Origin of the sequence: Ancylobacter radicis (assembly GCF_018449475.1) — a bacterium.
Classification (GTDB): Bacteria; Pseudomonadota; Alphaproteobacteria; order Rhizobiales; family Xanthobacteraceae; genus Ancylobacter; species Ancylobacter radicis.
Window position 1 is genome coordinate 1 of record NZ_JAHCQH010000017.1, and the last position, 12,968, is coordinate 12,968.

Sequence of the window (12,968 nt, forward strand, 5' to 3'; positions counted from 1 at the left end):
TCGCGCCGCCCGACTCCGCAAGAACCTTCGTGATCGCCGCCGTCAGCGACGTCTTGCCATGGTCAACATGGCCAATCGTGCCAATGTTGCAGTGAGGCTTCGAACGGTTGAACTTCTCTTTGGCCATAACTCGTTTCCTTCAGCGACATACGGGCCGCGAAAATCGGGCCGTGGGATAGGCGGTTTCCAGCCATTCCGCAAGTGCCGCGCTGCAACGGAGCGCCACTGTCCCGCCGCCAGACCGATACAAACACCCCGGCGCGCTTACGAAGGGGGCGCCGCGCCCTTGTCGGTCCAGTCGGGCGGCAGGCCAAGCCCGTCGCCGACAAGGTCGGCAAAGCCCGGCGCGCGGCCGAAGACGGCGCAGGCCGGGTATTTCGGCGTGCCCTTCAGCGCCATCTGAATCTTCTCCTGCGAGGGCATGTCCGGCAGCTTGCCGAAGGGCGTATCGCCGGTCGAAACCAGCTTGCTGAAGTCCGCGCCGAACTCGGCGGCAAGGACATAGGCATCCCCCTCCTCCGCCACGCGCGAGGCGCCGACCAGGGCGCTGGCGCCGCGCGCCCAGGTCATCGCGACGATCTGATGACCGCTCGGCCCGTAAGCCCCGGCCTCCATCGACAGGCTGCCCAGCCCGATCGGCAGGCGCGGCGTCGGCGCGATGAAATCGGGCAGGAACACGCTTTTGGCGATGCCGAGCCCCTTCGACACCCCCACCATCGTGGCGTCGGTGCGCGTGACATGGGTAACGCTCGCCCGCACCGTCAGGTCAGCCGGCGCATCCGCCGCGACCACCTCGAACCGTTCGCTCAATCCGGCACACAGGGCACGGTCGACCGCATTGGTGACGATGGCGCGCTGCTTCGGCGTGAACGGCGTTGCCAGCGCCGCCGGGGTGAACTGCGTCGGCACGATGCGCACCGTGCGCGCCGCCAGCACCTGTTCCTTGTTGGCGCGCAATGCCGCGCGCGTCAGCGCGCCGTTGGACGGCGCGAGGTCGCTATAGGAGGACAGCGTGCCACCCTGCTCCAGCGGCGCATTGGCACAGCCCCCGATCATGAGGCTGGTGAGGACGCCCATGAGGCGCGGCGCCCGGCCCCTCATCATCCGCCCGACCTCGCGCCACCGGCCTCGCGGGCGGAGGCGCCCATCTTCACTGCGGAGGCCAGCGGGAATCGCGTTCATCGGCTCACTAATTTGCACCAAGTGTAATTTTGCACTGGGTGACGTTTGGCTGTGGCCGATCTATGGCTTAATTCCAGTCGCCAAAGCTGGCGCGGGCGCCCCGCAAGGGGTGCCCGGCGAATCAGAGGGCGGGACGATGGCGAGCATGGCCGGCAAGCCGCAGGGGCTGCGCGCCCGCAAACGCGGCCAGACGCAGAAGCGCCTGCGCGAGGCGGCCCTGCGGCTATTCCTTGAAAACGGCTACGACGCGACCACGCTCGATGACATCGCGGCGGCGGCGGGCGTGTCGCGGCGAACGATCTTCTACTACTTCAGAAGCAAGGACGAGATCGTCTTCCAGCCGATCGACCAGTTCCGCGCGACCTTGGTCGAGCAGGTCGCGACCGGCCTGCCCGACCAGCCTCCCCTGCCCTTGCTGAGGGCGGCGATCATCGGGCTCTGCAGCGATGTTGACGTGCGGCTGGCAATGCAGACCGCCCGGCTGCTGCACGGCACCGATGAGTTGAACACACGCCGCATACTCCGCCACATGCAGCTTGAAGCGGCGATTTTCGAAGCCCTCTGCCAGCGATGGCCCTCGCCCGGGCAACACCCACGGCTCCGTTTCGTGGCCATGATGGCGATCGGCGCCTTGAGGCTCGCCTTGGACGCCTGGATCGGACAGGACGGGACATCATCCCTCGTCTCCTGCGTCGAGGAGGCGTTCGACACGCTGGAGCAGGCGCTGGAGTGGCCTTCCGAGGCACCCGGCGACAGCGGGCGCGCGACATAGAGACCCCAGCCGCATCCGACGTCGGGCGGAGCAGGCATTGCCGGCGCCCTAGCTCACTGGCGCGAAACATTCGGAGAGGAAGGCTGGAGCGGGTGAAGGGAATCGAACCCTCGTCATCAGCTTGGAAGGCTGTTGCTCTACCATTGAGCTACACCCGCGAGGGCCGAGGCAAGCATAGCGGAGAGCGACGTGGTGGGGGAGGTAGGACTCGAACCTACGAAGGCGTAGCCAGCGGATTTACAGTCCGCCCCCTTTGCCGCTCGGGACACTCCCCCTTGCACGTCGGTCGCGCCGCGAGGGCATCGACCACCGACCGTCAAGGTCGTCGGAAACGACACATGAGTATGTGCCGTGACCGTGCGGCGCGCTTTATGGTGGGGTGCCCCTGCCCTGTCAACCCCGCCGGCCCCGGCTATCCCCTGCCGCGGCGCATCGCGACCGGCCGCGCTTCTCCGCCACGGCAAATTGCCAAGCGCCGCGCGGCGTGACAGAAGGCGCCATGAACGACCGTCCGCGCCGCCCTTCCGATCGCCCCACCCACCCCGCCAAGCCCGGCTTTGGCGGCGCCCGCACGCGCGGCGATGGCGCTGGTGGAGGCAAATCCGGCTCGAAGACCGGCGGGCGTCCCCGTCCGGCCGGACGTCCCTTCGGCGAATGGCCGGACGATGTGGCGATTCTCTATGGCTGGCACAGCGTGGTGGAAGCCCTGCGCAACCCGCGCCGCAAGGTGCGCCGACTCATGGCCACGGAAAACGCCCTTAAGCGGCTCGAAGACGAATCGATTCCGCTCAAGACCCCACCGGAACTGGTGCGCCCCGGCGAGATCGACCGCCTGGTCGGGCCGGATGCGGTGCACCAGGGCCTGTTCGCCGAATGCGATCCCCTGCCGTCGCTCGGCCTCGACGACGCCGCCGAGAACGACCTCGTGCTGGTGCTCGACCAGATCACCGATCCGCACAATGTCGGCGCCATCGTGCGCTCGGCGGCGGCGCTGAAGGTCGGCGCCATCATCACCACGGCCCGCCACAGCCCGGCGGCCACCGGCGTGCTCGCCAAGAGCGCCAGCGGCGGGCTGGAACATGTGCCGTTCTGCTTCGTCGGCAATCTCGCCCGGGCGCTGGAAGACCTGAAGAATCGCGGCGTTCAGGTGGTTGGCCTCGACAGCGAGGGACCCGCCGACCTGATCGACACCAAGCTGCGCCGTCCCGTCGCGCTGGTGCTAGGCGCCGAGGGCAAGGGGCTGCGCCAGCTCACGCGCCAGACCTGCGACACGCTCGCCCGCATCGACCTGCCCGGCGCCATCGTCAGCCTGAACGTGTCGAACGCGGCCGTGCTGGCGCTGCATATCGCCCGCCGCGCCATCGGCCAGCCGGGCTGAGCCGAGCACTTCCCCTCAAGACAGAACTAAGCCGGCATAATTCTTTCGCATTGCAGCAAAGACGCCGTTACGACCAATTGCCAATCGTCAAACGCTTACGTTTTCGCCAAGGTTTCCTTTGAGGCAGTGGCGGAACGCAAGAATTCCGCGCGCCGACATCCGGGGCCGGCGCCGCACACGCTTTCGAGCGGGCCGCTTCCGGGAGGAAATGGCCCGGTCGGTGGCGTTCCCAGAGGGACTCCCAAGATCGTTCGGCAAGACTGACGAGGCTCCATAGGGAGTCTGTGGTGTTCAACGCGCATTCAGACGATGCGCGAAGGCATTCTCGCGCGATTATTCTGGGGAAGGGACGAGATCATGAGCGTGACGACGGGAGGGGCGCCAGCAAAGGCGGCGCCGATGACCAAGGAAGAGAGGAAGGTCATTATCGCCTCCTCCGCCGGTACGGTATTCGAGTGGTATGACTTCTATCTCGCGGGCTCACTGGCCGCGAATATCGCAATGACCTTCGTGCCCGGCAGCAACGACACCGCGAAGTTCATCTTCGTGCTGTTCGGTTTCGCCGCCGGCTTCGCGGTGCGCCCCTTCGGCGCGCTGTTCTTCGGTCGCCTTGGCGATCTCATCGGCCGCAAATACACCTTCCTCGTCACCATGACGCTGATGGGCATCGCCACCTTCGCGGTGGGTCTGCTGCCGGGCTACGACACGATCGGCTATGCCGCGCCGGTCATCTTCATCCTCTGCCGTCTCGCCCAGGGCCTCGCGCTCGGCGGTGAGTATGGCGGCGCAGCGACCTATGTCGCCGAGCACGCCCCGCATGGGCGGCGCGGCTTCTACACCTCGTGGATCCAGACCACGGCCACGGTCGGCCTGTTCCTGTCGCTGCTGGTCATCCTGACCCTGCGCCTGTCCATGTCGCCGGAAGACTTCAACGCCTGGGGCTGGCGCGTTCCGTTCCTGCTGTCGATCATCCTGCTCGGCTTCTCGATCTGGATCCGCCTGCAGCTCAGCGAATCCCCGGCCTTCCAGAAGATGAAGGCAGAGGGCACGCGCTCCAAGGCGCCGCTGACCGAGGCCTTCGGCCGCTGGTCCAACGCCAAGATCGCCCTGATCGCCCTGTTCGGCGGCACCGCCGGCCAGGCCGTCGTCTGGTACACCGGCCAGTTCTACGCGCTGTTCTTCCTGACCCAGACACTGAAGGTGGACGGCACGACAGCCAACCTGCTGATCGCCGCCGGCCTGCTGATTGGCACCCCGTTCTTCATCCTGTTCGGCTGGCTGTCGGACAAGATCGGCCGCAAGCCGATCCTGATCGCCGGCTGCCTGATCGCGGCGGCGACCTATTTCCCGCTGTTCGAGAACATCGCCCGCATCGCCAATCCGCAGCTCATTGCGGCGACGGAAAATGTGAAGATCAACATCACCGCCGATCCCGCGAGCTGCGGCACGCTGTTCGACCCGGTGGGCGTGCGCATCTTCACCCGGCCGTGCGATCTCTACCGCCGCACGCTGGCGACCAACTCGATGCACTATGAACTGCAGCCGGGACCGGCGGGCTCGCCCCTCGTCGCCTCGGTCAACGGCACGCCCGTCACCATCGCCGATACCGACAAGGCTGGCGCGGCGCTCGTCGCGGCGGCCCAGGCGGCCGGCTACCCGAAGGTCGGCGACCCGTCGATCCTGAAGCAGCCGACCATTGGCGGCGTCCTCAGCGATCCTCGCTCGCTGTCGGTCATCGGCCTGCTGTTCATCCTCGTGCTCTATGTGACGATGGTCTACGGCCCGATCGCCGCCCTGCTGGTCGAACTGTTCCCGACCCGCATCCGCTACACCGGCATGTCGCTGCCCTACCACATCGGCAATGGCTGGTTCGGCGGCTTCCTGCCGCCCACCGCCTTCGCCATCGTGGCGGCCACGGGCAATATCTTCTCCGGCCTGTGGTACCCGATCGTGGTCGCGCTGATGACGGTGGTCATCGCCATCATCTTCCTGCCGGAGACCAAGGACCGGGACCTCGAAGACTGGCATTGAGCCTTTGCCAACACGCCGGCGGCGCCTTCGGGTGCCGCCGGCCCCATATGAGAACGGCCCCGTCGCAGGACGGGGCCGTTTTTCGTTCAGCGTCACTCGTTCAGTGCGTCTGGAGCGCGGCGATCAGACCGCGGCGGTGACGACGATCTCGACCAGATAGTCCGGGGTGGCGAGCGCCGCCTCGACGGTCGCGCGGGCCGGGGTGTGGCCGGCCGGCACCCAGCCGTCCCACACCGCGTTCATCTCGCCGAAGGTGGCGATGTCGGCGAGGTAGATGGTGGCGGCGAGGATCTTGGTCTTGTCGGTACCGGCGGCGGCCAGCAGCGCGTCAATCTGGTCGAGCACGCCCTTGGTCTGGGCGGCGACGCCGTCGCCGAGCGCAACCTGTCCGGCGACATAGACGACCGAGCCATGGACGACCGCCTGGCTCATGCGCGGGCCGATCTCGATTCTCTTGATGCTCATCTGACAAACTCTGGTTTTCAAAAGGAAAGGCCGGCGGAACGCCCTGGAGGCGAACCGGCCGGCCTTGGTAGCACAGGAAGAACGGGAGCGCCGCCCCCGCCCTTCGGTCAGATGCCGCTCACTGCGGGTTGGTGACGGCCTTCGGCATCGGGCCCATCGTGCCGATGTTGAAGATCTGCACGCGACGATTGATCGGGTCTTCCGGCTTGGACGGCACCTGCAGCGCCTCCTGGCCGAGACCCAGCGCCTGAAGGCGCTCCGGCGACACCTGATAGACCACCACCAGCGCCTGGACGATGGCGTCCGCGCGCTCCTGGCTGAGCTTCAGATTGTACGCGCGGGTGCCGGTCGTGTCGGTGTTGCCCACCACCACGAACTTGTAGTTCCACAGGATCGGGTGATGCAGCGCATCGGCGATGGAACCCAGCGTCTCGTAGGACTCGGGGCGGATGATCGACGAGTTCAGCGCGAACTGAATCTGCACCGTGATCTGCGCCAGCTTGTCGAGCCGCTTGGCGATCTCGGACTTGTCGAGCGGCAGCGGCTTGTTCGCCGCTACGGCGTCCTGCGCCATCTTGCGCAGCAGTTCGACCGTGAGCGAGGGATCGTCATTGGTGACGCCCGACAGCCCCTGGATGATCTGCTGATTGCTGAGGTCGGTCTGCGCCGACGCACTGGTCGCGAGCGGTGCCGCGAGAGAGGCGGCGAGCGCGAGGCCGCCGACGAAACGGATGAAACGGGTCATGATCTGTCTATCCCTGGCTTTGCCGTTTTCGTCAGTTGGCCCAGCCGGCATCGAGCAGCACCTGCTTGCAGGCAGGCCGCACGACCTTGGTCGAGGCGAGCAGGCAGTCCAGCATCTGGGCATCGCCCGGCCGGACGCCGGAGCAGAATTCCTGCGCGCTGGGAGCGCAGATCTTGAACGAGCCCGACTGCGCGGCGACGCGCTTGGCGATCGAGGCCTGAGCGGCCGCGAAATCGTCGAAGCACGCGCGCGGCACCTGATCCTGATGCTGCATCAGGCACTGCATGACCTGACCCGTGCCGATGTTCACCTTTGAGCAGAAACGCTCGATGGAGGGGCCGCAGCTCTTGGCGATCAAGGCGCCGGCCTGCGCATAACTCATCGTCTGCGCGGATGCCGTGCCGGCGGTTGCCGCAAGCAGAAGGGCCCCCAGCCCAAATACGATACCCTTCATGTGTATCTCGCCTCCGTGCGAGTTAGTCGCGGCATACGGGCCGCCCCCGATTCGACGCCCTCGTCGAGCGACGATGGTAATTCTGTCGCAGAACGCAGCGTCATGCGCAATGATTGAGCATCCTGCAACTTTAGGGAAGCTCCGGATTGCCACCTCCCCCCGATGAGCCGGCAGCGCGGGAACAGCTCGCGTGGACCGCGGCGGCAGTGTCTTGACGCCCGGCGCCAGTTGCGGGAAGACGACGCACCCGCCCGGCTGGCGCCCTTCCGCCGGCATGGGACCGGAATGCCGGCTTAGCACAGCGGTAGTGCAGCGGTTTTGTAAACCGAAGGTCGGGGGTTCGATCCCCTCAGCCGGCACCAGTTCCTCACGCCACCCGCCGCAGCCAAAGGCTGCCGCCGCGCCGTGCCAGGAAGTCCGGCAGGCGCGCCGCGAACACCTCCGGATGGTGCCGCGCCATGAACGAATTGAACAGCAGGATTTCAAAGCGTTCGTTGAACTGCAGAAAAGAGCGGACCATATAAGCCTCGTTCCAGGCGCGCCCTTCCTTCAGCCAGTTTTCCGGGTATTCGAACGGCCAGAGGATGTCGTGAATGTGCACCACGACACCCGGCGCGAGACGGGGAATGACTTCGCGGAACGCGAAGTCCACGTCACTGCCTGTCTTCACCACATGCGAGCTGTCGATAAACAGGATGTCGTCGGCTTCCAAAGTGGCGAACAGGCTGTCAGGCATGTCCTGGAGCCTCGCCACGCGGATGTCGCAGCGCAATTTGTCGTCGGCGGTCAACCGACTCAGCAACCGCTCGGGATAGGGCTCGATGAAGGTAAAGCGGGTCTCCAGCGCCGGATCCGCATCCACCGTGTCCAGCATCAGCGCGGAGGAATGCCCGGAACCGACCTCGATGACCCGTTTCGGCCGGAAATGGCGCATCAGCGCGTAGGCCGCCCACGCGTCGGCGAATTCGAAGAACTTATTGTTCTGGTGGTAGCGCGAGAGCGGGCTGGGCTCGGGCAGGCTGCCAAATCGCTCAATCAGAGAAGCTGCGAAGGCGCACTGCGCTTCGGCCCGGAGGTCAATTCCCGGCAATTCTGCTTGCGCCCGTCGAGCCTCCCGTCCGGCCTCCTCCAGAAGCAGCTCCGTCGAGGGTACCGGCGAATAAAAATGTCCCGGTTTGGCAAATTTAAGAAAGGGGTTTGCCTCGGCCAACAGGCCGGCCTGCACGATCCGGCGAAACCGGGAAAAGGGTAGCTTTAACGTGGCAAGCATGGGTGACCTCGTCGTGAATGGCCGATTTTTCAGCACGTTCCCGGTCGCGGTTGGACAGCACTCTGGTCAAAAGCCGGCCCCGTCGAGCCGCGCTACTTTCTTGACCCGCCGAAATCCATCCGAGACAGTGACCTACAATGCACTGCACATGGCGACCATTACACGCAACACGTCGCTAAATACATTTGATAATATCACAACAAATAATATCTTATGATATGCATTATTACTCATTCATGACGTAGAGATATATTCCTCGACATCATCGCCTGTGCCACCACCGACTCCATCGAAGGCCGCGCAGCGGACACGCAGCCCCGCGGACCGTCGCGCGCGGGACGGATCGCGTGCACCGACCGTCCCGCTCCGAGATTCCGCATCATTTATTTCGCGTAAGGCCCTCAGATTCCTTCGAATCAGCTATGTTGATTCAAATTCAGGGGGATCTGGGGATTCCGGACATGCAATCCAAATGGCGGGCACCTGCGTGCTATGTCGGCGTCGCCGTGATCTGCGCTTTGTACCTCTCGGTCGTGCCGGGTGTCAGCATCACCGATGTCTGCGCCGGCGCCGGTCTTGGGGCCGCAGTGATGTGGGCGATCAATGAATGGGAGACCGGCAAGTGGAACGTGGCGGTTCCCGGTCAGGCGGTCGCCGCGACGGCCATCGCCATGCCTTCTTCCGCCATGCCTTCCCCCATCTCGGCGGGCGGGGCGGTGACAGCCGCTCTCGCGGCCACGGCCGCGCCGTCTGACGCGACGGCCGCGCCTTCGGAGGCCATCGCCGCCGAGTCCCGTCCCCGCATTGACTCCGGCGTCGCAACGCCGGAATCGCTGGCGAAATGGGAGATCGACGACAAGGAGCCGAGCTGGGACCCATCCGCTCTCGCGGAAACCTGGGCCAAGCTGCGGCGCGAACTTTCCATCAGCGGCCCGCGACGCCCGCAGGTGGCGCCCGATCTGCCGCGCACCGCTCAATTGGCCAAGGGACCGGTGAATGGACCGGTCACCCCCGCCTCCAAGAGCAGCGTACCGGCCCGCAGCACGGCGCCTGCCGCCCCGGCCAAAGCTGTTCCCGCCCAACCTGCCCCCGCCAAGCCGGCGCTGGGCAGCCTCTCCAAGGCCTATCAGGAAAGCCAACGGGCCAGCGGCACCGGTTCCAAGCCTGGCTCGGTCAGCACCACCGCCAGCCTTGCCGGCAGCAAGTCGTCCTACACGCCCGGCAGTTCCTTCGCCGCTCCTGCCTCCTCCACCGCCACGCCGGCCCGCAAGGTGGCGGGCGGCAGCGCCGAGCCGGCGCGGCCAAATTCTTTCCTGCGTCCGGGCCCGATGCGCCCGCGCTGAGCGCGGCCTTCCCCGGCCGATCGAGCGTTTTAAAGCTCTAGAGACGACAAAGGCCGGAGGGGCACCCCTCCGGCCTTTTTCATTGTGCGCCGCGCCCGCTCATTCCTCGTCGGAATAGCGTTGCTCGGTCCAGGGATCGGCGTGGTTATGATAGCCGCGCTGCTCCCAGAAGCCCCGCTGGTCGGCGGTGCGGAACTCGATCTGCTTGAGCCATTTGGCGCTTTTCCAGAAATACAGATGCGGCACCACCAGCCGCGCCGGCCCGCCATGCTCGGTGGTGAGCGGCTGCCCCTCCCAGCTATGGACGATCAGTGCGGCCTCGGCGCCGAAATCCTCAAGCGTCAGATTGGTGGTGTAGCCATCATAGGAGTGGAGCATCACATGGCTCGCCTCCGGCTTCGGCATCACCAGATCGAGCAGGTCGCGGGTGGCGAGCCCCTCCCAGCGATTGTCATAGCGTGACCAGGTGGTGACGCAGTGGATGTCGGTGGTCTCCTGCGTCTGCTTCTGCGCGCGGAAGGTTTCCCAGTCCCAGGAGAGCGGCTGCTCGACCGCGCCGGTGACATCGAGCCGCCAGCGGTCGAGCGGCAGGCGCGGCTGCATGCCGAGATCGAGCACCGGCCAGTCGCGCACAAGGTGCTGGCCGGGCGGCAGACGGGCGCTTTCCGGGCGCGTCGCCTTGCCGGTCAGGAACTTGCCCTCGCGGGCCCATCGTTGCTTGGTGGTGGTCAGCTTGCTGTCCGCCGGCAGAGCGGCCTCGGGGGCGCTCGCGGGGCTGTCGCTGGTCTCGGACATGGGGGCGGCTCCATCGAAAGGGACGCCCGATCATAGCATGTCCGGCAGCGCGGCCTTGCCGATGGCCACGCTGCCGGATCAGGGATGTGTCTTCCGCGCCGAGAGCGGACAAAGCCCCCGGCGCGGATCAGGCGTGCTTCAGTGAGCGCGCCGGCGGCGCTGCACCATGTTGAGCGCCTCGATACCCGCCGAGAACGCCATGGCCGCGTAGATGTAGCCCTTGGGCACATGCGCGCCGAACCCTTCCGCGATCAGCGTGGTGCCGATCAGCAGCAGGAAGCCGAGCGCCAGCATGATGATGGACGGGTTGTGGTTGATGAAGTTGGCGAGCGGGCCGGCCGCCAGCAGCATGGTCATCACCGCGAATACGACCGCGATCACCATGATCGGGATATGCTCGGTCATGCCGACGGCGGTGATGATGCTGTCCACCGAGAACACCAGATCGAGGATCAGGATCTGCACGATCGCCGCGCTGAAGCTCACCTTGATGAGTTCGCCGGTCGCCTCCTGCTGCTCCTCGTGCGGCGCCATGGTGTGGTGGATTTCCTTGGTCGCCTTCCACACCAGGAACAGGCCGCCGGCGATCAGGATCAGGTCGCGCCAGGAGAAGGCCTGCCCGAACACGGAGAACACCGGCTCGACGAGCTGGACGATGAACGCCACCGTGCTCAGCAGGCCGAGGCGCATGACCAGCGCGAGGCCGATGCCGATCTTGCGCGCGCGGGGACGGATGTCCTCGGGCAGCTTGTTGGTCAGGATCGAGATGAACAGGAGGTTGTCGATGCCCAGCACGACCTCCATCGCGATGAGCGTGACGAGGGCCGCCCAGGCTGCCGGGCTTGCGGCAAGTTCAAGCAGATATTCCAACGGATCACTCCCCGAGAGCGGAACGGCGCGGCGAGCGCGCGCGGTTGCGGTTTCCGCGCTGCTTAACGCCGCGACGGCTGTGATGTTCAATGATGGAAATGAGTGACATGCGAACAGAGGACTCCAGCCGGCGCGACATCGGAAGCGATCCGACATCACGCGAATGCCAGCTCGAGCTTCGCGTCAGAGGGGCCCGGATCAACGGGTGCGACAAGACTAGGGCAGGAGCCGCGCCTTGGCAGCGCCCCGGCATCATGACAGATTGTCGCACCCTCGCCACAAGCACTGAACGCCGCTCCGTAAGGTTTGTTGAAAAGCGACATAAATCTTGACCAAAAGCGACATTGCCGAGCCCCCGCCCCGCCCCGGCTTCCGGGACAGAGGGCGTCATGTCATCGTCCGTTCATCGCCCCTGAATAGAGCGAACCCGGTTTTGCCCCTGGGGGCCAAGGGAGGTACCTATGATCCGCTTTTCTCGCCGTGACATGATGAAGGCCGGCGCCTTTGCGCTGGCTGCGCCGGCCGTGCTGCGCGCCCATGACGCGCTCGCCACCTCCGGCTCGATCACCGTTTATGCCTGGGGTGATTATTTCGACAAGAATACCGTGCTGGCCGACTTCACCAATGCCACCGGCATCAAGGTGAACCTGTCGACCTACGGTTCGAACGAAGAGTGCGAGAACAAGCTGCGCGCCGCCGGCGGCAAGGGCTTCGACATCATCTTCCCGTCGGTCGACACCGGCCCGAACTACTACAAGGACAACCTGCTTCAGCCGATCGACGAAGCGAAGTTCAAGGTCGATCAGGTCGTTCCCTCGATCTATCGCAACTCGCTCACCCTCGGCGCCGCCTATCGCGGCAAGCGTTACCTCGTGCCGTTCGACTGGGGCACCGAGGGCGTGACCTGGGATTCGACCAAGTTCGACAAGAAGTCGGGCGAGATCTCCTATGGCGACATGTGGCTCGCCGATCACCCCAAGCAGACCGCCATCCGCCAGAAGTCGGTGTTCAACGGCGTCGCGCTCTATCTCGACGCGACCGGCCAGGTGCCGTCCAACCGCGGCCTCGACCTCTACAAGTCGGAAGCCGATTCGCGCCGCGTGTTCGAGGGCGTGCTGAAGTACATCGTCGCCCATAAGGGCAATATCGGCGCGTACTGGAACAATGCGACGGAAGCGACCGCCGCCTTCACCGACGCGGGCTGCACCATCGGCCAGACCTGGGACACGACCGGCATCCTGCTGCACCGCAACACCGACAAGAAGTGGCGCTACGGCATGCCCAAGGAAGGCGGCCTTGCCTGGACCGACACCTTCGGCATCCCCGCTGGCGCCGCCAGCGTCGAGCAGGCCTATGCCCTCCTGAACTTCCTCTACCAGCCGGACATCGGCGCCAAGTTCGCCAACACCACCGGCTATAACAGCTGCGCCAAGGGCGCCGAGCAGTTCCTCTCCGAGGACGCCCGCGCCGCCTTCGAAGCCGCGTATCCGGCCGGCACCATCGACAACCTGTTCTGGTGGCCGATGCAGACCGACTTCTACGCCAAGCTCCGCGGCGAATATGTCGAGAAGCTGACCAACAGCTGATCGGGCGCACCCCGGCCCCGCAGGCCGGTTCTTCCCTGACGACGTCATCCCCGGGCTGGTCCCGGGGATCCCCGCCC

At 65.7% G+C, this 12,968-nt stretch carries 13 protein-coding genes and 3 tRNA genes; 6 read left to right on the forward strand and 10 right to left on the reverse strand.

Annotated elements, in window-relative coordinates; all coding sequences use genetic code 11:
* Together KIP89_RS11850 and KIP89_RS11855 are read right to left on the reverse strand one after the other, a co-directional pair.
* On the reverse strand, positions 1-127 hold a 127-nt coding region (locus KIP89_RS11850; protein WP_250152467.1), incomplete at its 3' end, for a GTP-binding protein.
* A 137-nt stretch (positions 128-264) separates the two neighbouring features.
* Positions 265-1,077, reverse strand: coding sequence for a DUF3313 domain-containing protein (locus KIP89_RS11855; RefSeq protein ID WP_250152430.1), 813 nt, complete (start codon positions 1,075-1,077; stop codon positions 265-267).
* A gap of 250 nt (positions 1,078-1,327) precedes the next feature.
* Between KIP89_RS11855 and KIP89_RS11860 the strand changes: the two genes are divergently transcribed.
* Positions 1,328-1,954, forward strand: a complete 627-nt coding sequence (locus tag KIP89_RS11860) for a TetR/AcrR family transcriptional regulator (protein WP_213755657.1) — start codon at positions 1,328-1,330, stop codon at positions 1,952-1,954.
* Positions 1,955-2,038: 84 nt separating this feature from the next.
* Here KIP89_RS11860 and KIP89_RS11865 read toward each other — a convergent pair.
* Positions 2,039-2,112, reverse strand: a tRNA-Gly gene (locus KIP89_RS11865).
* 32 nt (positions 2,113-2,144) lie between these two features.
* Positions 2,145-2,229: transfer RNA gene (locus KIP89_RS11870), tRNA-Tyr, on the reverse strand.
* Between the two features lie 224 nt (positions 2,230-2,453).
* On the opposite strand from KIP89_RS11870, the gene KIP89_RS11875 reads away from it, so the two are divergent.
* Complete coding sequence (locus KIP89_RS11875; protein ID WP_213755658.1) at positions 2,454-3,332, forward strand: TrmH family RNA methyltransferase; 879 nt, start codon at positions 2,454-2,456, stop codon at positions 3,330-3,332.
* Positions 3,333-3,689: 357 nt separating this feature from the next.
* Positions 3,690-5,363 (forward strand): MFS transporter, encoded by a 1,674-nt coding sequence (locus KIP89_RS11880; protein ID WP_213755659.1) that lies wholly within the window; start codon positions 3,690-3,692, stop codon positions 5,361-5,363.
* A 123-nt stretch (positions 5,364-5,486) separates the two neighbouring features.
* Here KIP89_RS11880 and KIP89_RS11885 read toward each other — a convergent pair whose 3' ends face one another.
* The 3 genes from KIP89_RS11885 to KIP89_RS11895 all read right to left on the reverse strand — a co-directional run bounded on the left by KIP89_RS11885 (position 5,487) and on the right by KIP89_RS11895 (position 7,027).
* Positions 5,487-5,828, reverse strand: a complete 342-nt coding sequence (locus KIP89_RS11885; RefSeq protein WP_213755660.1) for a RidA family protein — start codon at positions 5,826-5,828, stop codon at positions 5,487-5,489.
* 118 nt (positions 5,829-5,946) lie between these two features.
* The gene (locus tag KIP89_RS11890; protein WP_213755661.1) at positions 5,947-6,573 is read right to left on the reverse strand and encodes an OmpA family protein; all 627 of its coding nucleotides are present in this window, start codon (positions 6,571-6,573) and stop codon (positions 5,947-5,949) included.
* A gap of 31 nt (positions 6,574-6,604) precedes the next feature.
* The gene (locus tag KIP89_RS11895) at positions 6,605-7,027 is read right to left on the reverse strand and encodes a cysteine rich repeat-containing protein (protein WP_213755662.1); all 423 of its coding nucleotides are present in this window, start codon (positions 7,025-7,027) and stop codon (positions 6,605-6,607) included.
* 287 nt (positions 7,028-7,314) lie between these two features.
* On the opposite strand from KIP89_RS11895, the gene KIP89_RS11900 reads away from it, so the two are divergent.
* A tRNA-Thr gene (locus KIP89_RS11900) sits at positions 7,315-7,389 on the forward strand.
* 5 nt (positions 7,390-7,394) lie between these two features.
* Here the strand turns inward: KIP89_RS11900 and KIP89_RS11905 are convergent.
* On the reverse strand, positions 7,395-8,297 hold the full coding sequence (locus KIP89_RS11905) for a class I SAM-dependent methyltransferase (protein WP_213755663.1): 903 nt from the start codon (positions 8,295-8,297) through the stop codon (positions 7,395-7,397).
* Between the two features lie 461 nt (positions 8,298-8,758).
* Between KIP89_RS11905 and KIP89_RS11910 the strand changes: the two genes are divergently transcribed.
* Complete coding sequence (locus KIP89_RS11910) at positions 8,759-9,640, forward strand: hypothetical protein (protein ID WP_213755664.1); 882 nt, start codon at positions 8,759-8,761, stop codon at positions 9,638-9,640.
* Positions 9,641-9,739: 99 nt separating this feature from the next.
* Here KIP89_RS11910 and KIP89_RS11915 read toward each other — a convergent pair whose 3' ends face one another.
* Both KIP89_RS11915 and KIP89_RS11920 read right to left on the reverse strand, forming a co-directional pair.
* Positions 9,740-10,435 (reverse strand): sulfite oxidase-like oxidoreductase, encoded by a 696-nt coding sequence (locus KIP89_RS11915; protein ID WP_213755665.1) that lies wholly within the window; start codon positions 10,433-10,435, stop codon positions 9,740-9,742.
* 138 nt (positions 10,436-10,573) lie between these two features.
* Complete coding sequence (locus KIP89_RS11920) at positions 10,574-11,305, reverse strand: TerC family protein (protein WP_213755666.1); 732 nt, start codon at positions 11,303-11,305, stop codon at positions 10,574-10,576.
* 461 nt (positions 11,306-11,766) lie between these two features.
* Here KIP89_RS11920 and KIP89_RS11925 point away from each other — a divergent pair, with 461 nt between their 5' ends.
* Positions 11,767-12,891 carry an extracellular solute-binding protein gene (locus tag KIP89_RS11925; RefSeq protein WP_250152431.1) on the forward strand — a complete coding sequence of 375 codons (1,125 nt, stop codon included), beginning with the start codon at positions 11,767-11,769 and terminating at the stop codon, positions 12,889-12,891.
* Positions 12,892-12,968: the final 77 nt, after the last annotated feature.